This window comes from Luteimonas campi (assembly GCF_051162505.1).
GTDB lineage: Bacteria > Pseudomonadota > Gammaproteobacteria > Xanthomonadales > Xanthomonadaceae > Luteimonas.
Window position 1 is genome coordinate 135,954 of record NZ_JBNWEM010000006.1, and the last position, 23,658, is coordinate 159,611.

The 23,658-nt window shown below is 67.8% G+C and carries 14 protein-coding genes; 5 read left to right on the top strand and 9 right to left on the bottom strand.

The annotated features are described in order from the left end of the window. Window positions 1–70: 70 nt before the first annotated feature. The 4 genes from ACQYVW_RS16025 to ACQYVW_RS16040 form a co-directional block, all read right to left on the bottom strand. Window positions 71–1,093, bottom strand: a complete 1,023-nt coding sequence (locus ACQYVW_RS16025; protein ID WP_434947661.1) for a cupin-like domain-containing protein — start codon at window positions 1,091–1,093, stop codon at window positions 71–73. 2 nt (window positions 1,094–1,095) lie between these two features. Further along, window positions 1,096–1,845 (bottom strand): SapC family protein, encoded by a 750-nt coding sequence (locus ACQYVW_RS16030; protein ID WP_434947662.1) that lies wholly within the window; start codon window positions 1,843–1,845, stop codon window positions 1,096–1,098. A 189-nt stretch (window positions 1,846–2,034) separates the two neighbouring features. Beyond that, window positions 2,035–5,229 carry a TonB-dependent receptor gene (locus ACQYVW_RS16035; RefSeq protein WP_434947663.1) on the bottom strand — a complete coding sequence of 1,065 codons (3,195 nt, stop codon included), beginning with the start codon at window positions 5,227–5,229 and terminating at the stop codon, window positions 2,035–2,037. Window positions 5,230–5,822: 593 nt separating this feature from the next. After that, window positions 5,823–6,476, bottom strand: a complete 654-nt coding sequence (locus ACQYVW_RS16040) for a TIGR00645 family protein (RefSeq protein WP_434932827.1) — start codon at window positions 6,474–6,476, stop codon at window positions 5,823–5,825. A gap of 340 nt (window positions 6,477–6,816) precedes the next feature. On the opposite strand from ACQYVW_RS16040, the gene ACQYVW_RS16045 reads away from it, so the two are divergent. Both ACQYVW_RS16045 and ACQYVW_RS16050 read left to right on the top strand, forming a co-directional pair. Then, entirely contained in the window at window positions 6,817–8,280 is a 1,464-nt protein-coding gene (locus ACQYVW_RS16045; RefSeq protein WP_434947664.1) for an MFS transporter, read from the top strand. 25 nt (window positions 8,281–8,305) lie between these two features. Beyond that, window positions 8,306–9,538 carry a cation:proton antiporter gene (locus tag ACQYVW_RS16050; RefSeq protein WP_434947665.1) on the top strand — a complete coding sequence of 411 codons (1,233 nt, stop codon included), beginning with the start codon at window positions 8,306–8,308 and terminating at the stop codon, window positions 9,536–9,538. Window positions 9,539–9,648: 110 nt separating this feature from the next. Here ACQYVW_RS16050 and ACQYVW_RS16055 read toward each other — a convergent pair whose 3' ends face one another. From ACQYVW_RS16055 to ACQYVW_RS16075, 5 genes are all read right to left on the bottom strand, one after another. Continuing rightward, complete coding sequence (locus ACQYVW_RS16055; protein WP_434947666.1) at window positions 9,649–11,160, bottom strand: tryptophan halogenase family protein; 1,512 nt, start codon at window positions 11,158–11,160, stop codon at window positions 9,649–9,651. A gap of 21 nt (window positions 11,161–11,181) precedes the next feature. After that, window positions 11,182–12,201 (bottom strand): cupin-like domain-containing protein, encoded by a 1,020-nt coding sequence (locus ACQYVW_RS16060; protein ID WP_434947667.1) that lies wholly within the window; start codon window positions 12,199–12,201, stop codon window positions 11,182–11,184. Next, window positions 12,185–12,892, bottom strand: a complete 708-nt coding sequence (locus ACQYVW_RS16065) for a SapC family protein (RefSeq protein WP_434947668.1) — start codon at window positions 12,890–12,892, stop codon at window positions 12,185–12,187. The genes ACQYVW_RS16060 and ACQYVW_RS16065 overlap by 17 nt, the downstream gene beginning before the upstream one ends. A gap of 261 nt (window positions 12,893–13,153) precedes the next feature. Beyond that, window positions 13,154–16,192, bottom strand: a complete 3,039-nt coding sequence (locus ACQYVW_RS16070; protein ID WP_434947669.1) for a TonB-dependent receptor — start codon at window positions 16,190–16,192, stop codon at window positions 13,154–13,156. 334 nt (window positions 16,193–16,526) lie between these two features. Then, window positions 16,527–17,489 carry a LacI family DNA-binding transcriptional regulator gene (locus ACQYVW_RS16075; protein WP_434932839.1) on the bottom strand — a complete coding sequence of 321 codons (963 nt, stop codon included), beginning with the start codon at window positions 17,487–17,489 and terminating at the stop codon, window positions 16,527–16,529. A 315-nt stretch (window positions 17,490–17,804) separates the two neighbouring features. Between ACQYVW_RS16075 and ACQYVW_RS16080 the strand changes: the two genes are divergently transcribed. From ACQYVW_RS16080 to ACQYVW_RS16090, 3 genes are all read left to right on the top strand, one after another. After that, complete coding sequence (locus tag ACQYVW_RS16080) at window positions 17,805–20,402, top strand: glycoside hydrolase family 3 protein (RefSeq protein ID WP_434947670.1); 2,598 nt, start codon at window positions 17,805–17,807, stop codon at window positions 20,400–20,402. A 169-nt stretch (window positions 20,403–20,571) separates the two neighbouring features. Next, window positions 20,572–21,276, top strand: coding sequence for a glutathione binding-like protein (locus ACQYVW_RS16085; RefSeq protein ID WP_434932835.1), 705 nt, complete (start codon window positions 20,572–20,574; stop codon window positions 21,274–21,276). Window positions 21,277–21,351: 75 nt separating this feature from the next. After that, entirely contained in the window at window positions 21,352–23,655 is a 2,304-nt protein-coding gene (locus ACQYVW_RS16090; protein ID WP_434947671.1) for a S9 family peptidase, read from the top strand. Window positions 23,656–23,658: the final 3 nt, after the last annotated feature.

Consider the following 23,658-nt stretch of genomic DNA (forward strand, 5'->3'; position numbering starts at 1 on the left):
AAGATGATCGCTTCCGGTCCGCGACGCCTGTGCGGCGTCGTGGCGGTCGGCGTTTAACGCATGGACGTCGTCACCGGTTCAGACGCGCGATCAGCCAGGCCCGCATGCGCCGGGCCGCCGTGTCGTCGAACGGCGCCAGCCACCCGCGCGCCTGCGCCGGCAGGTGTCCGCCCGCACGCCCGGCCGGGCCGAACACGTAGTACTCGAAAACCTCGCGCCAGGCCTGCTTCTCGCGGTCGGGGCGATCGCGGATCGCCCACATCGCGTGGTGCAGCGCATGCATCGGCGTGGGTGCCCAGGCCGGCATGCTGTTCCACCAGTAGTTGACCAGGACGTTGAACGGCTCAAGCCCCCGCACGTGGTGCCACCACATGCTCGGGATGAAGATCGCATCGCCCGGCTCCAGCTCAACGCTGCGGGCGTGGACAAGCGCGTCGCGGAAGCGGGGGAAGCGCGTGAAGTCCGGGGCCTCGAAGTCGACCAGGCTCACCGCCTGTCCGCCCGGCGTTGGCTCCAGCGGGCCGGGATAGAGGTTGTGGATCTGCTCGGGCGGAAACAGCGTGAAGCAGCGTCGGCCCACCGCGCAGCAGGCGATATTGTCGGGCGCGTCGTAGTGGCAGGAAGCGGTGGTGCGGTTGCCGATCCAGATCGCCGGCGGCGCGTCCACCCCGTGCGCGGCAAAATCCAGGTCGTTGGACGCGCGCAGCCCGGGGAGCACGCCGTCCACCGGCACCGACGCCACGTAGTGGGTCGGTGGTCGGGCGTCGTCCAGGTGTGCGTGGATCTCTTCCAGCACCTGGTCGAGCTGGCCGCGACGCGCCTCGGTATTGAGCTGCGTGTAATCGTGGTTGTAGAACGGGCGCCCTGCCGTCTCCGGCGGCCCCCATGAGTAGGGCAAGGGCCGGCCGTTGTAGTGCGCGAGCAGATGGTCGATAGCGTCCCTCGGAGACTTGCGGCCGGCGACGACCAGGCTCCAGTCGCGTGCAATCCCCCTGAGCACCACCGGTTCGCCACCGGCAAGCAGATCCGCCAGCGGCAGCGCGTCCGGCCTGCAGCCGTCGATCGTGCGTACGCTGGCGGGCGCCGGGTCCATGCTCAGGCGGTCTGCCCCGCCTCGGCCTCGGCGCGCAGGCGACGCTGCTTCTCGGCGATCAGGCGCCGCATGTTGTACAGCGACGACAGCAGCAGGTAGACCCCCTCGAGCAGGCCCGCGCGGTGCAGGCGATGCAACTGTTCGGCATCGAGGGCAGCCAGCCGCTCGCGGTCGATCGCGTACAGCCCGGTCAGCCGCGCGCCGTGCGCCTCGTCGAACTGCAGTTCGAGGCTGGTGGGCTGGAGCAGGCCGAGCCCGTCGAATTCGGCATACATGGCCGCAGCGGCAGCGGCCCCGTCGTTGATGCCGCGCAGCACGGTCGTGACGTGTTCGAGATACGGGCTGTGCCCGCCCTTGGGCAGGAAGACGGCCGTTCCGCTGCCGTCGCGGGAGATTCGCGGGTGTTCAAGGTCGACGTGGATCACCGGTTCGCGAACCAGTTCGCCGCCCACCCGCTGCTCCTGGAAACCGATCAGGAACGGGCCGCGCGCGACGGCGCCCGGCAGGTAGCTGGCGTTCCAGCGGTCGCCCTGGACATAGAGGTTCTCGCCGCCATCGAAGCCGAGCAGGGCGACGGCCTGGAAAGCGCCCTGCTCGTCCTTGCGGAAGAAGATCGGATACTCGCGCTGCGCCTCGGCGAACTCGGTCGGCCAGATCGGGACCAGGCCCGCGGGATCGCCGAGTCCGGCTCCGAAATGGGTCAGGACCCGCAGGTCCTTGTGGGTCAGGTTATCGAGCAACTGATGCGACATTTCAGCTCCGGCGGCGCCGCACCCGTGCCGCGCCGCTTGGTGGACGCGGCCGCACGATGCACGGCCCTCGCCCCAATCATGCCTCTGCCGCGCCGGGAAATCGAGTCGCGCCACAGGCGAAAAAAGGGGCCGTTGCACCAGGCAACGGCCCCACCGTTCACACCCTCTGGGCCTTGGAGAGGTTCGGCGTCAGAAGGTGTAGCGGATCGCTGCCATGTAGCGCGGGCTCTGGTCGAGCAGACGGACCATCTGCTTCTCGGTGCGGGCGCGCCAGCGCACGTCCTCGCCGGTCAGGTTGATCGCCTCGAAGCCCACGGCCCAGTTGTCGCTCAGCTGCTTGCTGACGCTGAAGTCCCACTGGTAGTACTCCTCGACGTAGAACGGGTTCGTGTTGGAACCGTTCTGGTTCGCCGCGAACAGGTACTCGTCGCGCCAGTTCCACGCCAGTCGGGCGGTCCAGCCGTACTTCTCGTACATGAACACGGCGTTCGCGGTGTCGCTCAGGCCGGTGAGCGCGAACTGGTTCACGCCCGGTGCCGCGGCATCGTCGATGCCGACGTCGCCCTTGACGATGGTGTAGTTCGCCTGGACGCCGAAACCGCTGTCGCCGAAGAAGTACTGTCCGCCCAGTTCCCAGCCGTGGATGCGGGCCTTGCGCTGGTTGATCGGGCGGCTGACGTTGAACACGTACAGCGGGTCGGCATCGGTCCCGATCAGCTCGTTGCCCGACTGGCGCACCAGCTGCTCCATCGCGGTCCACTGCGCGTCGGTGCCGTCGTAAGCCGCGAGTCCGCCGGTCACGTCCGCATTGCGATACAGCGCCATCGCCGTGAACAGCGCGATGTTGTTGGCGCCGCAGGCGTTGGGACTGACGTCCGGATTGCCCGCAACTTGCGCGTCGCAGGCACCGCTCGTGAGCCAGTCGAGCACCAGCTGCGCATCCGGACCGGAGGTCGGGTCACGCAGACCGTACATCGATTCCTGGGTCTGCTGGGTGCCGATGAAGTTGTCCACGCGCTTGTCGAAGAACGTCACCGACAGGTAGCTGGCCGGGGCGAAATACCATTCCAGCGCCAGGTCGACGTTGTCCGACTCGAGCGGCAGCAGCGTCGGGTTCTGGTCGTTGGCGCCCGCGCGGAAGCTGGGGCCGATCAGGACGGAGCCGTTCGGGGTGCCGGGCGCGCCGGGACCGGCGTACAGGTTTCCGTAGGGCGCGCGCGCGATGGTCTGGCTGAGCGAGACGCGACCCTTGAGGTTGTTGGTGAAGTCCAGGCTGAAGTCGAGGTTGGGCAACAGGTAGCTGTACTCGGCCTCTTCCGTGTAGAACTCCCGCTGGTCCGACTGCGAGATCGCGAAGTCGTTGTCGCCGTTCCAGTTGACCGAAGCGGGCAGCTGGATGAGCGAGGTGGAGACCAGGTCCGTCTGCTCGTAGCGCGCGCCGACGACCAGCTGTGCCGGCATCGAACCCAGCTCGCCGTCCCAGGTGTACTGCAGGTAGACCGAATCGGTGCGTTCCTCGATCTGGTCGTTGTTCTGCATCTGCGGGTTGTAGGTGGCCGACGTGCCGTAGAAGCCGGTCGCCCACTGTGCCAGCTGGCTGGCGTTGCCCCACCACGCGCCCGACGCGGCGCCCGAGGTGTCGAAGTCCTCGAACATGTCGGTGATGCTGATCGGCTGGATCAGGTCGGCGAACCCGGGCTCTTCGCCGACGTTGTCGACGCCCCAGTTGCCCAGCACCGCCTGCGAGTCGGTGGACCCCATGCGACGCATCGAGACCTTGGAGGAATCGACGCCGAAGTGCAGGCGGCCGTTGTCGAACTCGAAGGTGCCGTCGATACGACCCTGCTCGACCTTGCTCTCCTGGCTCGAGTACCAGATGCGCTGGATCTGCGTGCCGACCTGCTCGATCGGGAAGTCGGGATTCAGCACGCCGTTGGTGCCGGCGTTGGCATCGGCCAGCGTCGGATACCAGGTGCGGGCCATGATCGGCAGGCTGTTGTTGAAGTACAGCTCCTGCGCCCAGTTGCCGCCGCAGTAGGGGCCCGCGCCCGGCGCGCAGGCATTGGTGCCGGCGAACGAGAACGCGGTGACGCTGCCGCCGGTAATCGGGTCGTTCGGCAGGCTCTTCGTTTCCGAACGGTGCACGTCGAAGTTCAGGTTGAGCCGGTCGGTGACCTGCCAGTCGGCGTTGAAGCCGATCGAGTCGAGCTTGTACTTCTGCTCGTTGCGCTGCTGCTCGTAGCCGAAGTCCTTGCCACCGGTCACCTCGCGGATGTACACCGGCACCGCGACCGCACCGCTGGTGTCGAACTCGATGTGGGTAAAGCCGCTGCCCTGGTTGAGCCACTGGGTCTGCTCACCGCGGTCCTCGGCGATCTCATTCGTCGAGTGGGTGTAGTCCAGGGTCAGGGTCAGCGCATCGGTCGGCGCGAACTGCAGCACGCCCTGCGCATTGATGCGCTCGCGCTCGAAGTTCGAGAAGGCGTAGCGCAGATCGTTCGGGATCGAGTAGAGCGAACCGGCCGCCGGCGCGTTCACGACCTCGATGTCGGGCCGGAAGGCGCCATCGCTACCGGTCCAGTTTCGGATGTTCCACTGGTTCTCGGTCGCCTGGGCCTCGCCACCCTTGCGCTTCTGGAAGCTGGTGCTCAGGCTGGCGCCCCAGCGCTTGTCGTCGCTGGCGAAGCTGATCACCGAGGACAGTTCGGGGGTGATGCTGTTGCCGATCGTCTGCGACTGGTCGTTGCCGAGCTTCAGGCCAGTGTTCAACGTGAGCCCGGACGGCAGATCCAGCGGACGCGAGGTCAGGATGTCGATGGTGGCGCCCATGCCGCCGCTGGGGGCGTTGGCGCGGCCGGTCTTGAATACCGTGATGCCGCTGATCGCCTCGGAGGCCAGCTGGGCGAAGTTGAAGCCACGGGTACCCGCGCCGACGCCGCCAGTGACGGAGTCGCCGTTGGAGAACGCGTCCGCGCCCGGGATCTGGCGACCGTTGAGCGTGACCATGTTGTAGCCAGGGCCGAAGCCACGCGCGGTCACCTGGGCGCCTTCGCCGTTGCGCCGCTCGATCGAGATGCCGGTGATGCGCTGCAGCGATTCGGCCAAGTTGGTGTCGGGGAACTTGCCGATGTCCTCGGCGCTGATCGCGTCGACGACACCCGAGGTGTCGCGCTTGATCCCCATCGAGTTCTCGAGACTGTTGCGCAGGCCGGTCACCACGACCGTGTCGAGCGTGGAGGCGTCCTGGGCAGCGGCCTGGGTCTGTTGTGCGACCGGCTGGTTCTGGGCCGGGTCCTGCGCGAATACGGGGTTGATGATCAGCACGCCGCCCACGAAGGTGAACATCGCCGTCGACTTCAGCCCCTTCAACTTCTTGTTGCTCATGGATATGTCCTCAGCACTGGTTTAGAGCGAAGAAAAGCGCGTCGCTGCACACGGCGACCTTGCGGCCACGCCAGTGCCGAACTTCCAGGATTCTGCTCACCCTCATTCGACTGCCCTCCCCGTTGATCATGACTTCAGTAGGTGTTTCGCGTTGCGCCCTTCCTCCGGGCCGCGCGGCCTGGCGGCCGTCGCTTTCAACAGACTTCAATCGACTGCGGGTCTCTGTCCTGCCGACCGCGCCCGTGGCGACCGGCGACCGCGTACTGCCTGTGACTTCATGCTTCCCTGCATGGTGTTTCTTCTTATTGTTAGCGCTAACATAGACGCGCCGATTTGATAACATGACGTTACGCGGGGTGTCACTCTGCGGTGCAACAAGACGGCTGCGGCCCGCATGACAGCGCAGTCGTTGCCCGGGCAACCATCGCCGGGCCTGACTGGATGCGCAGGAAATGACGCGGTCCGGCCGCGTTTTCACCCCGCGACGCCGGATTTTGCGCCCGGGGTCGAGGCGCCGATCGGCTAGCTCGCGACCACACCGTCAGGCCACCGGCCCGCGAGCCATCGCAGGCCAGTGGCGACCGGGCGGACCCTCAGTGCCCGGCGGCGTGCTCGCGCTTGGCGCTGCTGCCGGTCATCAGCTTGTCCGTATAGGCGATGCCGATGGCCGACAGGATGAAGGCGCCGTGGATGATCGACTGCCACATCACCCCCGCCGGGGTGACCTTGGTGCAGCCGGGCGCCGCAATATTGAGACCGCTGCCCAGAGCCTGCGCGTGTGCGCCGAGCGCTGCGATGTACTCGGCCGAACCGCATAGCGGAATGCCGACTTCACCGGCGGCGATGAAGGTCTTGAGTAGGTGGATCGACGAAATGCCGATGATCGCCATCGCCAGCTTGACTTTCAGCACGCTGGCATTGACGTGGCTGAGCCACTCGGGCTGGTCGGGATGATTGTGCAGCCCCAGCCGCGACACGAAGGTTTCGTAGCCACCCACGATCACCATCACCAGCAGGTTGGAGATCATCACCACGTCGATCAGCCCCAGCACCAGCAGCATGATGCCCTGCTCGGTCAGCGCGTTGGCACCCTGCACCAGGTGCAGGAGTTCCTTGAGGAACAGGAACACGTAGACGCACTGGGCCACGATCAGCCCCAGGTAGAGCGGCAGCTGCAGCCAGCGCGAGCCGAAGATCACCCAGGCGAGGGGCGGAAGGCGTGGCACGGAGGAAATGGGGGTTTGCATGGCGGGTGCGGACAAAAGAGGGCGGAGATTAGCGGCGCGCCGGGACGCTGCCAAGGGCCGGAACGGCTGGGCCAGGCACATCCGCTGCAAGGTGGCGGTGTCATGCTGCGTCGCGTCGAAAACAATACGGCTTCAATGACTTGCGGACCGCGTGCGGCGCCTGGGACGGAAACGTTTGACAACGTTGTCACGACCCCGTACAAGCGTTGTGGTCGCCGTGCCCGGCGCGGAGTGCGAGGAGAGGCGCACCTCTGCGACGGTACGTGACTGGCGGTGGCCGGATGGGGAGTCCGGCCACCGCCCTTTGTCTCCCCGCCCTCCACCAAGCAACGGCAGACCCATGACCACACATCAGACCCGCTGGTCGCAGTTCGGCGTGCTCGTCACCGTCTTCTTTTTCTGGGGCTTCGTGGCCGCCAGCAACGAGATCCTGATCCCGGTCTTCAAGAACGCCTTCGACCTGTCGCAGGCGCAGAGCCAGTACGTGGCGGTCGCCTTCTACGTGGCCTACACGGTGGGCTCGATCATCTATTTCGCGGTGTCCAAGCTGATCGGCGCGGACGTGCTCAACCGCATCGGCTACAAGAACGGTATCTCCCTGGGCCTGCTGATCTCGGCCGTGGGCACGCTGCTGTTCTACCCGGCCGCCAACACCGCCTCGTTCGGCCTGATGCTCTCGGGCCTGTTCATAGTCGGACTTGGGTTCTCGCTGCAGCAGATCGCGGCCAACCCGCTGGCGATCATGATGGGCGACCCTGCGACCGGCGCGCAGCGCCTGACCATGGCCGGCGGCGTCAACAACTTCGGCACCACCATCGGCCCGCTGCTGGTGAGCCTGGCGATCTTCGGCAGCGTGGCCGCCGGCGGTACCGAGGCGAGCATCGAATCGGTCAAGACGCCCTACCTCGTGCTCGGTGCCGCGTTCGTGCTGGTCGCGGTGTTCCTGAAGTTCTCCTCGGTTCCCAACCGCATCGACCTGGAAGCCATCGCCGAGGACGAGGCCGAGGATCCGGCCCGCCTGGCGCATCGCAAGTCGGCCTTCGCCTACCCCCAGCTGGCGCTGGGCATGATCGCGATCTTCGTCTATGTCGGGGTCGAGGTGGCGACCATCGCCAACCTGCCCGCCTATCTCAAGCTACCGGTCGAACAGGGTGGGCTGGGGCTGAACACGGCGATGATCGCGCCCTTCGTCTCGCTGTACTGGGCCAGCCTGATGATCGGCCGCTGGGCCGGCGCGGCCGGCGCATTCAACGCCGCGCCCTCGGTGAAGCTGGTGCTGACCCTGCTGCTGCCCTACCTGGCCTTCGGTGTATTCCTGGCCGTGAACACCATTGCCGGATATTCGGTGATGCAGTTCGTGCTGTACGGCGCGGTGATCGTGGTGATGATCGCTGCCACCTTCGCCAGCCGCGGCAACCCGGCGCGGATGCTGCTGTACTTCTCGCTGTGCGGCATCGCCGCCCTGCTGGTGGGCATGGCCACCACCGGCATGACCAGCGTCATCGCCTTCATCAGCGTGGGCCTGTTCTGCAGCACGATGTGGCCGTGCATCTTCGCCCTGGCCATCACCGGCCTGGGCCGCAATACCGGGCAGGGCAGCAGCCTGCTGGTGATGATGATCATGGGCGGCGGCCTGGTCAGCTGGCTTCAGGGCTGGCTGGCCGATACCCAGGGCATCCACCTGAGCTTCCTGGTCGGCGTGGCCTGCTTCGCCTACCTGGCGTTCTATGCCGCGCGGACGCCCGGCATCCTGCGCAGGCAGGGCATCGATCTCGACAGGCTGACCGCGGGCGGGGGACACTGAGCTTCCCAGCCGCGATGCCGCACGGATGAGCCACGCGATCACGACCACCGAGCTGTTCCTGATCGCGATGGCGATCATCTTCGCCGTCCCCTACCTGGTCTGGCGGCTGCTGCGCACCGACTACTGGGCGCCGCTGGTGGTGGTGCAGATCGTCGCCGGGATCCTGCTCGGCCCCGGCGTGCTGGGCCGGGCGATGCCCGAACTGCACGCCACGGTCTTCAACCCGGACGTCATCACCGCGCTCAACGGCCTGGCCTGGTGGGCGGTCATGCTGTTCGTGATGATCGCGGGCATCGAGCTGGACGTGCGCCAGGCCTGGGCCAACCGACGCGAAACCGGCGTGACCGCGGGACTGGCACTGGGCGTTCCGCTGGTGGCCGGCGCGCTGGTCGCGGTAGGCATGCTGGGCTTCGACGGCTGGATCGGGCCTGGCGGACGTCCCTGGCAGTTCGTCGCGGGCGTGGGCATGGCCTGCGCGGTGACCGCACTGCCGATCCTGATCCTGCTGATGGAGAAGCTGCAGCTGCTGCGCTCGCACCTGGGCCAGCGGATCCTGCGCTACGCCAGCCTCGACGACATCGCCATCTGGGGCGTGCTGGCGCTGGTGCTGATGGACTGGGAGCGGATCGGCCGGCAGGTGGCCTTCCTGCTGGCGTTCGCGCTTGCCTGCATCGCGTTCCGGCGCCTGATGCGCGCCATTCCCGCGCGCGATCGCTGGTTCGCCATGCTGATCTGGCTGGCGCTGTGCGCGTTCGGCGCCGACTGGGCCGGGCTGCACTACATGGTCGGCGCGTTCCTGGCCGGCGTGGTGATGGACGCGGACTGGTTCGAGCAGGAGACCCTCGACCTGCTGCGCCACCACGTGCTCCTGGTGATGATGCCGGTGTTCTTCCTGAGCACCGGTCTGCGCACGTCCTGGGAAGTGGGCGGGGCGGCGGTGTTCGTCGCCGCGGGCGCGCTGCTGGTCGCCTCGGTGGTTGGCAAGCTCGCCGGCATCGGGCTGGCGGGCCGTCTGCTGGGATGGAAGCCGGGCGAGGCCTCCATCATCGGCTGGCTGCTGCAGACCAAGGCCCTGATCATGATCATCTTCGCCAACATCCTGGTCGACAAGGCGATCATCACCAGCGCCACCTTCACCGCCCTGCTGCTGATGGCGGTGGCCAGCACGATGCTGACCATCCCGATGGTGGCGCCGAAGTTGCGGGCGCTGCATGCAGCCCGCTCGGCGCTTGGCAAGGGTAGCTCGCGCGTGGCCTGAGGGCCGGCGGCGGCCCGGCATACTCGTGGCGCGGTGGGTCTCCGCTCAGCCTGACCCTGCGGTGCGCCGCCCTCGGCGTGACCGGTGCCTGCAGAGGTCCAGGGGCGGCATCAGGCAGGCTTCGCGGCCGGCGCGTAGCTGCGCATGTAGTCCATGTGCGAGGGCAGGCCTTCGACGTTCCGCAGCGTCTGGTTGCGGATCTCGCCCAGGAAGCGCTCCAGGTCGGGCCTGTCCATCGCGTCGGCGCTGGGATGGTAATGCCGGGGCGTGATCCCCTGCCCCATCATCACCTGGACCCAGGAGTTCTCGCCGAACAATTCCCCGGGGACATGGAAGACGCTGCCCGTCTCGCGGAACAGGTCGATACGATGTTGCAGGCTGGCCGGCAACGCCATGTCCGCCATGTACTGCCAGTACGGCGTGTCGCGACGGTTGCTCAGTGCGTAGTGCAGGACCACGAAGTCGCGCACGTGCTGGAGCTCCGCATCCAGCTGCGCGTTGTACTGGTCGATGGCGCTTCGGGTGATGACCTGCGGGAAGTTCTGAAGAAAGTGGGTAATCCCGCGCTGGATGAGGTGGATCGTGGTCGACTCCAGCGGCTCGACAAAGCTGCCAGCCAGGCCCAGCGCAACGCAGTTCTTTTCCCAGCAGCGCTCTCGCCGTCCGGGCCGGAAACGCACCGGCCAGGGCTGCTTGATGACCTCGCCCTCGATGGTGGCCAGAAAGTGTTCCCGCGCTTCGTCGTCGGTGGTATGGCGGCTGGAATAGACGATTCCGTTGCCGACCCGGTGCTGCAGCGGAATGCGCCACTGCCAGCCGGCGGTCCAGGCGATCGCACGCGTGTAGGGCACTGCGTCGCGCACGGCGGTGGTCTGGGCGGCGAGCGCGCTGTCGTTGAGCAGCCAGCGCGACCAGTCCTCGAAGCCCACTCCAAGCGTCTTGCCGATCAGCAGCGCGCGGAAGCCGGTGCAGTCGAGGAAGAAATCCCCTTCGACAAGCCCGCCGTCTTCCATCTTCAACGCGGTGATGCAGCCGGATTCGGCATCGGTCATCACCTCGGCGATCTTGCCTTCCACCCGGCGCGTGCCGTGGCGTTCGCTCATCTGGCGCAGGTACCTGGCGTACAGGCTGGCGTCCATGTGATAGGCGTAGTTGATGCCGCCGCGCGGCAGGTGGGCGAAGCGGTCCGCCAGTGCCGCTTTCAGCTCGAAACAATAGTCCTCGTAGCCGCTGGCGATGCCCTCCTGCCGCCCGCGCAGCCAGAAGTGCTGGAAACCCGCCGTCCGCTGGTCCCTGCCGCTGAATCCGAACGAGTGGATGTAGCGGTGCCCGACATCCAGCCAGTTTTCGAACGAGATCCCGAGCTTGATGGTGCCCTGTACCGCCGACAAGAAGTCCTGCTCGCCGATGTCGAGCATCTGATGGAAGCTGAGGAGGGTGGGAATGGTGGCTTCGCCGACGCCCACCGTGCCGATCTCCTCCGACTCGACCAGGGTGATCTCCAGCGTCTTGCCGAGGATCCTGGAGACGGCGGCCGCCGCCATCCAGCCCGCGGTCCCGCCGCCGGCGATGACCACGCGCCTGATCGGGCGGTCGTGGATGCCACCGGGTTCATTGCGCATGGAAGGCTCCTGGCAGTTGGGTCAGCGGTTGATGCGTTTGAGCAGGCGCGCGCGCAGGTCCCGCGCGCGTTCCTCGTTCAGCGGGGACAGCACGCGGCGCGCGGGTTCCGGAATATGCCCGGCCGTGCCCGCATCGGCCTCGAACACGTAGTGGCGGAACACCTCCTGCCAGATGTCGCGCTCGTGCGGCGGCAGATCTCGCAGGGTCATCAGCGCGTACATCAGCACGTTCATCGGTGTATCCATCCAGCCGGGCACATCGCGCCACCAGTAGTTGACCAGCACATTGAACGGCTCCAGTCCCTCCATGTGGTGCCACCACATGGAGGGGATGTACACCGCGTCGCCCGGATTCAGTTCGGCGACCTGCGCGTGCCGCATCGCCTCGGCGAAGCGCGGGAAGCGCTGCAGGTCGGGCGCAGTGACGTCCACCAGGCTGATGGCCTGGCCGGCCGGAGTGAAATCCAGCGGGCCGATGTAGAGGTTGCGCAGCTGATCGGGCGGAAACAGGGTGACCCGGCGCCGCCCGGCCACGACGCACGCGACGTTGTCGGGCACGTCCTGGTGTGCGGCGATGCGCGTGCGGTTTCCGATCCAGATGCTCGCCAGCGGTTCGCGGTTGCCCAGCGTGAGAACATTCTCGTCGCGGAAACCCGGCAGCCATGTGTCCAGCGTGGTGGAGGCCACGTAGATCATCGGCGGCGCATCGTGCGCGGCGTACTTGAGCAGCGTGTCGAGCACGGTGCGCAGGCGGATCTGCTCCTGCCGGAAATTGAACCCGCTCAGATCCTCGTTGTAGAACACCCGCCCGCCGATCTCCGGCGGCCCGACGGTCGCGACCACGGGTGGCGCCTCCGGTCGTTCGAGGCGGCGCAAGTAGGCGACCGCCGCCTGCATGGAATCGCGCGCCGCCGCCACCATCGGCCAATGCGCGACGAGGCCACGCAGTACGACCGGTGCGGCCGACGTCAGGACCGCTTCGGACAGGGCATCGGGCGCATCGCCTCGACGCTCCGCGATTGGGCTAGCGCCTGCCAGCACGGCTCCGGTTCATCCTGTCGATCAGGTCGCGGAAGTTGGACACTGAAGCCACCGCCATGAAGACCGGCTCCAGGTGACCCGCGGCATGCAGCTCCCCCAGCGCCCCGGCGTCCAGCGCGCGCAGGCGGTCCTCGTTGATGGTGTGATAGCCCGCAAGCCGGTTGACCGAGCCGTCATCCAGCTCGATGTCCAGCACGAACGATTCCAGCAACTGGTGCGCCTGCAGCGCGTCCACGAATGCCGGCACGCGCTGCAGTCCGTTGTGCAGGGTCAACAGCACCGACGAGACACGATCCAGGTATTCGGTATTGCCGCCGTGCTCGCGGAACAGTGGCTGGCCGGCGTCGCGCCGTACGCGCGGGCTGTCCAGATCGAGGTGCACGGTGATGTCATCGCCGCCACGCCCGATCAGGAACGGGCTGCGCTCGATCGACAGCGGGACGTAGGCCGCGTCCCAACGCTCGCCCTCCAGGAACAGGTTGCGCCCCTCCTCGAAACCGAACAGCGCCAGCGGAGCGAACGTGCCGGTCGCATCGCGCCGAAACACGATCGGATAGTAGGCCTGGATCTCGCGGAACTCGGCCGGAAAGGTGGCGGCATAGGCCACGCCGTCGCCCAGCGCCACGCTGCGCCGGGTATCGATGCGCAGGTCCCGGTGATCGATGTTGTTGAGCTGGACGTGACGGGTCATCGGATCTCGGGCCTGAAACGCGGCATACCGCGCCGACTGACATGATCGGACATCTCGCGACGCTGCGGCAACGCGACCGGAGGTCGCGCTCCGCCCGCCGCGCGAGGACGCTTCCATGGGCATCCTAGCGCCATGCAGCCCGGCGTCGCGATGGGGATGGGGACGCGGGCAGACGGCTAGCGGGGCGGCGCCATGGCCGCCCCGCAACCGATGGATGCAGCCGCCTGTCGCCGGCGGCTGCATCCGTTCGTCACGGTCGCGTCAGTCGAAGTTGTAGCGGAAGCCCACCATGTACCGCGGCCCCGTCTGGGTGCCGTAGAACAGGATGTTCTTGTGGCGCTCGCTCAAGCGCGCGGTTTCATCGGTCAGGTTGATCCCCTCGAGCTGGAGGGTGAGGCGATCGGTAACCTGATACCCCACGCTGAGATCCCACTGCCCGTATTCCTCGACATAAACCGGGTTGTTCTTGGCGTTGTCGGCGGGATCGCCGTCGTACTGGCTGCTGAGGAACTTGTCGCGCCAGTTGTAGGCCAGGCGGACCTGCCACGGACCCTTGTCGTAGAAGCCGACCAGGTTGGCCGAGTCGCTCAGGCCGATCAGCACCTGCTGCGGGCCTTTGGCCGCGTTGTCGTACGACAGACTGTCGCTATCGACGATCGTGTAGTTCGCCGCCACGCCGAAGCCGGTTTCGCCGAACATGTGCTGCACGTTCAGCTCATAGCCGTTCAGGCTGTGGGACCCGGCATTGCCGGGAATCGCGACCCGGTACACCGTCAGCGGATCACCGGGACGGCCGGTGATGACGCCGTTCGAACCCGCCGTGCTGTCGACGCCCGGCTGGCCATCGAAGTTGTCGAAGATGTACTGGCGGATGCAGCCCACGTCCGCGTCGCCGCAACCCGCAGCCAGAGCCGCGTTCCAGTACTCGCCGCCGACTGGCGTGGGCAGGCTGAACAGGGTGTCCTCGAACGAGCCCGCGCCGCTGTCGATGTAGTTGGAGATGTTCTTGCGGTAATAGCCGACCGAGAAATAGCTGGCCTCCCCGTAATACCACTCGTAGGACAGGTCGATGTTCTTGGACAGCAGCGGCTTGAGGTTCGGATTGCCCGCCGCACCGCTGCCGCCATTGACGCGCAGCAGGGGGCTCACGGTCTGCCCGCCCTGGATGTCCTGCCAGCCCGGCCGGCCGATCGAATGGCCGTAGCTGGCGCGAAGCACCATGTCGTCGCGCAGTTCGAAACTGGTATCGACGTTGGGAAGCCAGTAGTCGTACTCGCCGGTCATGGTGGTGAACGACTTCGCGCCCATGTCGGTGAAAAACTCGTTGTCCGCCACCCAGCGCACCAGGACCGGAGTATCCACCTGGGCAGACGACTCGACCTTGGTCTTCTCGTAGCGCACGCCCACCGCCAGATTCACCGGAATCCGGGTCTGGAAGCTGGTGCTGTACTGGAGGTAGGCGCTCCTGGTCTTCTCCGTCGAGAGCAGGTCGGCACGATCGAAATTGTCCGGACGGCGCGCGAGGTCCGGCCTGCCGGTGAACTCGCCCACGGCCTGGCGCAGCCGCTCGAAGTCGAACGTCATGAACTGGCCGCTGAAGCGCGGATCGTTGTGGCCCGGGAAGGCGTCGAAGTAGCGCGACATGTCGTCGACGCTCCAGATGCTGTCGTCCCAGTCCGAAGCCAGGCCGATGCCGCCCCAGTCCGGTGCCTCGTTGATGCCCCAGGCGGTGCGATTCTTGACCTCGGTGGACGCCGCGCCGAACCGGAGGCTGGAGTAGTCGCCGAACTTGAAGTCGCCGCTCAGCTGCCCCTGGTCGACCTCGCCGCGCGAATAGCCATTCACGAACTGGCGGCCGGTCACACGTGCCTGCGAGGGATCCACTCCGCTGACGCCCGGCGCCAGCGCGAAGTTCACGATCGGCAGTTCACCGTCGAAATAGACGGTGGTATCGCCACGGATCCAAGCTGCGGTGCCAATCGCGGCCTGCGAACCCCACTCGCTGTCCGGGGACAGTTCTGCCGTGGAGTGGTGATAGTCGAACGCCAGGTCGAGCGAATCGTTCACTTCCCACTCGACGTTGAAGCCGGTCGACTCGTTGACGGCGCGAGTGGCGCTCTTGCCACCGGCCATCGCCAGGTCGCTGCACCCGGCATAGGTGCCGTCGGGGTTCTGCGTGCCCGTGCACGGGATCAGTTCACGGTAGAACACCGGTCCTGCCGCGGGACCATCGGTCCACGCGCTTTCAACGCCGACGAAGTTGAACCACACCGACATCTCGTTGCGCTGCTGCTGGATCTTGTTTTCCGAGTAGGTGTAATCCAGCGTGGTGGTCACCCGGTCGGTCGGCGCCCACTGCAGGGTCACCTGGCCGTTGGTGCGCTGGCGCTGAATGCTGTTGACGCTGTAGTTGAGGTTCTGGGGCACCGAGTACAGGTCGGTCGGGCCTGGCAGGTTGTCGTTGCCCGGAGTTCCGGGCGCGATCGCGCCCCAGCCGCCCTCGCCACCGAAGTGGGTGCGCCAGCCCGAGGTCACGCCGACCTGGCTGAAGCCACTGTCGCGATCCTGGTAGCTGCCGTTGAGCGCGATGCCGAACTTCCCGTCGGCGAAGGTCTGGCTGTAGATGCCGGACAGCTCGCCGGTGAAGTCGTCACCCTGAATCGATGCGGGCAGGTTGCCGTTGGACGTGTCGTGGACCGTCTTCAGCCCAATATTGGCCAGGCTGCCGACGTCCAGCGGACGCGCGGTCTTGATGTTGATGGTCGCACCGATGCCGCCGGTCGGGTTGGACGCCAGCCCGGTCTTGTAGACCTCCACACCCGACACCGCTTCGGACGCCAGGTTGGCGAAGTCGAAGGCACGCGAGTTGGAGACGGAGAAGCCGTTCAACAGCGCCCCCGGCATCTGTCGGCCGTTGAGCAGCACCAGGTTGTGGTCGGGGCCGATGCCGCGCACGGTGACCTTGGATCCTTCGCCGCTGGCGGTGCGGTCAATCGACACGCCGCTGATGCGCTGCAGCGATTCGGCCAGGTTGGTATCGGGGAACTTGCCGATGTCCTCGGCGACGATGCCGTCGACGACGCCTTGCGCGTCGCGCTTGAGGTTCATCGACGATTCCAGGCTGGCGCGAATGCCCGTGACGACGATCGCCTCGAGTTCGGCAGGTTCCTGGTCTGCTGCCTGCGAGGCCGCGGGCGCGGCGTCCTGGGCAACGGTCTGTGCCGCGAGCGGCGTGGTCAGCGCGAGCAGCAGCGCCGACGTCAACAGGCGCCGCTGGGGCGCTGCTTTGGTGGTTTTCATGAACCTTCCCTCTCCCAAGGTCGTCACGAATCAGGTTGTGAGGCCGGTGCCGGCGTGGCCGGTGGCGGCTGCATTAGGAAGGTGGCTGACAGCGTTGTCAACTCTTGAAATCGCGGCTCCGCGACTGTTAGCGCTACCTTTCGCTGTCTCGCAGCAGACATCGCCGCGCGTGTCGGGTCATGCGCCAACATCGGGCAGGAGGAGCCGGGGTCGGCAATACCGGGAAGCCAGGAAAAGTCTCAGCCGTGTCGTCGTCACGACATGGGAAGGCAAGCCGGATCCGGCTTGCGCAAGCGATTGCATCTGTGGCCGCCGACCATGCGGCGCGCTCCGCTCAGCTCCGGCGCGGACCGGTCGAACGCCGCAGTTGCAGCGTATAGGGCACGGTCACCATGCCGCCCTGCTCGCGGTCGCGGATGGCCTTGAGCAGTTCCACGCCCGCCAGGCGCCCCATCTCGCGGGTGGGCTGGCGCACGGTGGTGAGCGTCGGATAGATATGGCGTGCGATCGGCGTGTCGTCGAAACCGCAGACCGAGATATCGCGCGGCACCGCGAGTCCACGCTCGCAGACCGCGCCGATCGCGCCGGCCGCCATGTCGTCGTTCGCCGCGAAGATGGCGGTCGGCGGGTCGGGTAGATCCAGCAGGCGGTTGGTCGCCGCGAAACCCGAGTCGTAGGAGAACTCGCCATCGGCGATCAGCGTCTCGTCCAGCGGAAGGCCGGCGCGCGCCATCCCTTCGCGGTATCCGGCCAGTCGCCACTTGCTGGCGCCGTGTGCCGGGTGGCCCTTGATGTGCGCGATGCGGCGATGCCCCAGCGAGGCCAGGTGCCCGATCATCTCGGCCACCGCGCTGGGCTCGTCCACGATCACGCCGATGCGACGGTTGCGCTCGGTCGGCGAAATGCTCGCCCAGGGAATATCCAGCTCGTCCAGGCGCGCCAGCAGGGCGGCGTCGTCGGTGATCGGCGGGGTCAGCACCACGCCATCCAGGCGCGACTGCAGCACCAGCGATTCCACCTTGGAGACGATGTCCTTGGCGTCGTACACCAGCGGCGCCAGCATCAGGTTGTAGTGCTGGGCCTGGCAGGCGTCGAGCACGCCCTGCTCGACCTCCATCAGATAGTTGCTCGACGGATTGTCGTAGAGCATCGCCACCAGGTAGGACTTGCGCCCGGCGAGCACGCGCGCGGAAGGGTGCGGGCGGTACTGCAGCCGCTCGACCACCTCGCGTACGCGCTCTCGGGTGCGCTCGGAGACGTTGGGCTCCTCGTTGAGCACGCGCGAGACGGTCTTCATCGACACGCCCGCCTCCGCCGCCACATCCTCGATCCTTACGCGCACCATCGGTTTGCAGGTCCCCGTCGCAAAGCCTGTGGATTCTGCCAGACCGGCGCGACTGCCGGCCGCCTGCCCAGCCACGCCCCTGTCCCCGCCATCCCCGCCAGTGTTCATTCCATTCCCCGCTGGCGCCGCTTGTGCTTTGCAGCAAGCATCGTGGGCGCAGAGCGGGTATGGTGCGCGATCTGACAACGCTGTCATGTCGCGGCGCAGCATCGCGTGCCGCACGTGATGCCTTCAGTCCGGATCCGACAGTCCAGGGGACGACCGCCAATGAGTACACCTCGCACTTCACCCATCGTCTCGCGCCTTGGCGCTGGCCTGGCCGCGGCGCTGCTGCTCGCCGCCTGTGGCGGCGAGCGCGCGGGCGATGCCGCTGCCGCCAACGCGCAACCGGCGGAGGAATCGGCTGCCACGTCCAATGCCGGCGCGATCGATGCGGCGAACTGGCCGCAGCCGCAGTGGCCGTTCGCCGATGATCCGGCACTGGAGAAGAAGGTCGAGGACCTGCTGGCGACGATGACGGTCGAGGAGAAGGTCGGCCAGATCGTGCAGGGCGACATCGGCAGCATCACGCCCGACGACGTGCGCAAGTACCGGCTGGGCTCGATCCTGGCCGGCGGCGGCTCGGACCCGGGCGGCAAGTACAACGCCAAGCCCGAGGAGTGGCTGGCGCTGGCCGACGCGTTCTGGGAAGCCTCGATGGACACCAGCGGCGGCGGCAAGGCGATCCCGGTGATCTGGGGCATCGACGCGATGCATGGCCAGAGCAACATTGTCGGCGCCACCCTGTTCCCCCACAACATCGGCCTGGGCGCCACGCGCAATCCGGAACTGCTGCGCGAGATCGCGCGCATCACCGCGATCGAGACGCGCACCACCGGCATGGAATGGACCTTCGCGCCCACCGTCGCGGTGCCGCAGGACGATCGCTGGGGCCGCGCCTACGAAGGCTATTCGGAAGACCCGGCGCTGGTCGCCAGCTATGCCGGCGTGTTCGTCGAAGGCCTGCAGGGCAAGCCCGGCACGCCCGAGTTCCTCGACGACCACCACGTGATGAGTTCGGTCAAGCACTTCCTCGGCGATGGCGGCACCGCCAACGGCAAGGACCAGGGCGATACCGTGGTCACCGAGGCGAAGCTGCGCGACATCCATGCCGCCGGTTACGTGCCGTCGATCGCGGCGGGCGCGCAGGCGGTGATGGCCTCGTTCAACAGCTTCCACGGCGAGAAGATGCACGGCCACAAGCCGCTGCTCACCGACGTGCTCAAGGAGCGCATGAACTTCGGCGGCTTCATCGTCGGCGACTGGAACGGCCACGGCCAGGTGCGCGGCTGCACCAATACCGACTGCGCGCAGACCTACATCGCCGGCCTGGACATGGCGATGGCGTCCGACAGCTGGAAGGGCATGTACGAATCGACCCTGCGCCACGTCAAGGACGGCACCATCCCGATGCCGCGCCTGGACGATGCGGTGCGCCGCATCCTGCGGGTGAAGTTCCGCGCCAACCTGTTCGAGAAGCCGAAGCCCTCCGAGCGCGCGCTGGGCGGCAAGTTCGAACTGCTCGGCGCGCCGGCGCACCGCGAGGTCGCGCGGCGCGCGGTGCGCGAGTCGCTGGTGCTGCTCAAGAACCAGGGCGGCATCCTGCCGCTGTCGCCCAAGGCCAGGGTACTGGTGGCCGGCGACGGCGCCGACAACCTCGCCAAGCAGTCCGGCGGCTGGACGCTGACCTGGCAGGGCGATGGCACCAAGCGCGAGGATTTCCCCAACGCCGACTCGATCTGGGACGGGCTGAAGGCGCAGATCGATGCGGCCGGCGGCCGCGCCGAGCTGTCGGTCGACGGCAAGTACGACGCCAAGCCCGACGTGGCGGTGGTGGTGTTCGGCGAGGAGCCCTACGCCGAGTTCCAGGGCGACCTGTCGAACCTGATGTTCAAGTCGGGCAAGTCCGGCGACCTCGAACTGATCCAGAAGCTCAAGGCCGACGGCATCCCGGTCGTGGCGGTGTTCCTCAGCGGCCGGCCGCTGTGGCTCAACCGCGAGATCAATGCCGCCGACGCCTTCGTGGCGGCCTGGCTGCCGGGCTCGGAAGGCGGCGGCGTCGCCGACGTGCTGCTGCAGGGCGCCGACGGCAAGCCGCAGCACGACTTCAAGGGCAAGCTCAGCTTCTCCTGGCCGCGTCGCGCCGACCAGTACGACAACAACGTCGGACAGGAAGGCTATGACCCGCTGTTCGCGTTCGGCCACGGCCTGACCTACGCCGACGACGGCAACCTGGCGCCGCTGCCCGAGGATCCGGGCATCGATCCGGATGCCGACGGCGGCAACAGCTGGTTCGTGCGCGGTGCGCCCACCACCGGCCTGACCCTGCGCCTGGTCGGCGCGGACGGCAATGCCATGGACGTGGTGCATCCGGCCGCGAAGACCGCGGACGGCGCGCTGGAGATGAGCGCGATCAACACCGACGTGCAGGAAGGCGCGCGCCTGTTCCAGTGGACCGGCGCGGGCGTGGTGCAGCTGCTGTCCTACCAGCCGATCGACCTGTCGCGCGAAACCAACGGCGACGTGCCCGTCGTGCTCACGCTGCGCGTGGATGCGCTGCCGGCGCAGGCGGACGCGACGCTGTCGGCCGGTTGCGGCGAAGGCTGCAGCGGCGAGGTGGCGATCGGCCCGGCCCTGGCGAAGCTGCCCAAGGGCGAGTGGACGCGCCTGGGCGTGCCGCTCAAGTGCCTGCGCGCCGGCGGTGCCGATACCGGTCGCCTGGTGCTGCCGTTCGCGCTGCGCGCCGCAGCCGGCACGACGCTCGCGCTGAGCGGCGTGTCGGTGAGCACCGAGTTCGATCATCTGGCCGAGTGCGCTACCGAGTAAGGCTTCCTCCGCCGGGACGCGCCGATCCACGATCGGCCGTCCCGGTCTTTTCCCGCGGCATCCGCGGCGGGCGATTCCGGCCCTGCAACACAGCGGTGCGGGCCGGGCTGCACGCGGTCGCGCCGCGCGGGAGCTAGACTCCTCGGCTCCGCCAACGCGAGCGCGCGCCATGATCGACCTCCACTACTGGCCGACCCCGAACGGCCACAAGATCACCCTGCTGCTCGAGGAGCTGGCCGAGGCCGGCGCCGGGCTGGAGTACACCATCCGCCCGGTCAACATCGGCCAGGGCGACCAGTTCCGCGCGGAATTCCTGGCGATCTCGCCCAACAACAAGATGCCGGCCATCGTCGACCACGCGCCGGCCGACGGCGGCGCGCCGCTGAGCGTGTTCGAGTCCGGCGCGATCCTGCTCTACCTGGCCGGGAAGACCGGACGCTTCCTCCCCGCCGACCCGCGTACGCGCACCACCACGCTGGAATGGCTGTTCTGGCAGATGGCCGGACTGGGTCCGATGACCGGGCAGTACGGACACTTCCACGTCTACGCGCCCGAGCAGATCGACTACGCGAAGAAGCGTTATGCCGGCGAGGTGAACCGGCTGCTGGGCGTGCTCGACCACCGGCTCGAGGGACGCCGCTACATCGCCGGCGACGAATACACCATTGCCGACATGGCCGCCTATCCCTGGATCGGCGTGTACGACAAGGCGCCGATCGACCTGTCGCCCTACCCCGAAGTGATGCGCTGGCAGGCCGCCATCGCCGCGCGGCCGGCCACCCGCCGCGCCTATGCGCTGGCGCGCGAGGTCAACCCCGACCTGGGCAAGCCGATGAGCGAGGAACAGAAGCGGGTGCTGTTCGGCCCACGCTGACCTGCCGCGGGGCCTTCGACTGGCCCCGCCGTCCACGGCTCCTACAATAGGGCGGATGTTCCACGGAAGCCGTCCATGCGCCTCACCGCCCTGCTCGCCATGACCCTGATCGCCGCCACCGCCGCGCACGCGACGCCCGACACCGGCGCGCGCCGCCTCACCCTGGAGGCGATCACCGGCGACGCGCCACTGTCCGGTCCGACGCTGATGAAGCCGCAGGTCGCGCCCGACGGCTCGCGGGTAACCTTCCTGCGCGGCAAGGAAGACGACCGCAACCAGCTCGACCTGTGGGAATACGACGTCGCCAGCGGCCAGACCCGCATGCTGGTCGACTCGCGCGTGGTGCTGCCCGGCACCGAAACGCTGAGCGACGAGGAAAAGGCGCGCCGCGAGCGCCAGCGCATCGCCGGGCTCTCGGGCATCGTCGACTACCAGTGGGCGCCGGATGCGCGCCGCCTGCTGTTCCCGCTGGGCGGCGATCTCTATCTCTACGATCTGGACCGCAGCGGCGCGGACGCGGTGCGCAAGCTCACCGACGGCGAAGGCTTCGCCACCGATCCGCGGATCTCGCCGGCGGGCGGGTTCGTGAGCTTCGTGCGCGCGCGCGACCTGTGGGTGATCGACCTGCGCGACGGCGCGCAGGTGCGCCTGACCGCCGACGGCAGCGACACCATCGGCAACGGCGTGGCGGAGTTCGTCGCCGACGAGGAGATGGACCGCCACACCGGCTACTGGTGGGCGCCGGACGACTCGGCCATCGCCTTCGCGCGCATCGACGAATCGCCGGTGCCGCTGGTGCGCCGCTACGAGATGTACGCCGACCGCACCGAAGTGGTCGAGCAGCGCTACCCCGCCGCAGGCGAACGCAACGTGCTGGTGCAGCTGGGCGTGATCGCGCCGCGCGCAGGCGCGAAGCCGCAGTGGATCGACCTCGGCGAGGAACGCGACATCTACCTGGCGCGCGTGGACTGGCGCGACCCGCAGCGGCTGACCTTCCAGCGCCAGTCGCGCGACCAGCAACGCCTCGACCTGGTCGAGACGACGCTGGCCACGGGCGCGCAGCGCGTCCTCGTCACCGAGCCCTCGAAGACCTGGGTGCCGCTGCACAACAGCCTGCGCTTTCTGCCCGATGGCCGCTTCCTGTGGTCGTCCGAGCGCGACGGTTTCGAGCACCTCTACCTGGCCGCCGAGGACGGCGCACGGCTGACCCAGCTCACCCGCGGCGACTGGCCGGTCGACGCCCTGCTGGCGGTGGACCAGGACAAGGGACTGGTCTATTTCAGCGCCGGCATGCGCGTGCCGGCGACCGCAGCCGATGCCGCAGCCGATGCGGCGGCGCCATCGCCCATTGCCGCGCCGACCGAGCGCCACATACACGTGGTCCCGCTCGAAGGCGGCCCGATCGCCACGCTCTCGCGCGAGCCTGGCAGCCACAACGCCAGCTTCGCGGGCAACGCCAGCGTCTATGTCGACAGCTGGTCTAACACCGCGACCCCGCCGCAGATCGAACTCTTCTCCGCCGACGGCACGCGCCTCGCGACCCTGCTGCCCAACGCGCTGGACGACCCCGGGCACCCCTACGCGCCCTACCGCGACGCGCACCAGCCCACCCGTTTCGGCACGCTCACCGCCGCCGACGGCAGCACCCCGCTGCACTACAGCCTGATCACACCGCCCGGCTTCGACCCCGCCCGACGCTATCCGGTGGTGGTCTACGTCTACGGCGGACCGGCCGCGCAGACCGTGCTCGATGCCTGGCCCGGACGCGCCGACGCGTTCTTCAACCAGTACCTCGCGCAGCAGGGCTACGTGGTGTTCTCGCTCGACAATCGCGGCACGCCGCGGCGCGGGCGCGACTTCGGCGGCGCGCTGTACGGCGCGCAGGGCACGGTCGAAGTCGAGGACCAGCGCAAGGGCGTGGAATGGCTGCGCGCGCAGCCCTGGGTCGACGGCGAGCGCATCGGCGTGCATGGCTGGTCCAACGGCGGCTACATGACCCTGATGCTGCTCGGCCGCGCGCCGGACGACTACGCCTGCGGCGTGGCCGGGGCGCCGGTGACCGACTGGGCGCTCTACGACACGCATTACACCGAGCGCTACATGGGCCTGCCCGCGTCCAATCCCGACGGTTATGCGGCCGCGCGCGTGCTGGCGCACTCGGCCAGCATCCGTCCGGGCGCGCTGCTGCTGGTCCACGGCATGGCCGACGACAACGTGCTGTTCAGCAATTCCACCGCGCTGATGAGCGACCTGCAGGGGCGCGGCACGCCATTCGAACTGATGACCTATCCCGGCGCCAAGCACGGGCTGCGCGGCAAGGACGCCCTGCACCGCTACCGGCTGGCCGAATCCTTCCTCGCTCGCTGCCTGCGGCCCTGAGTC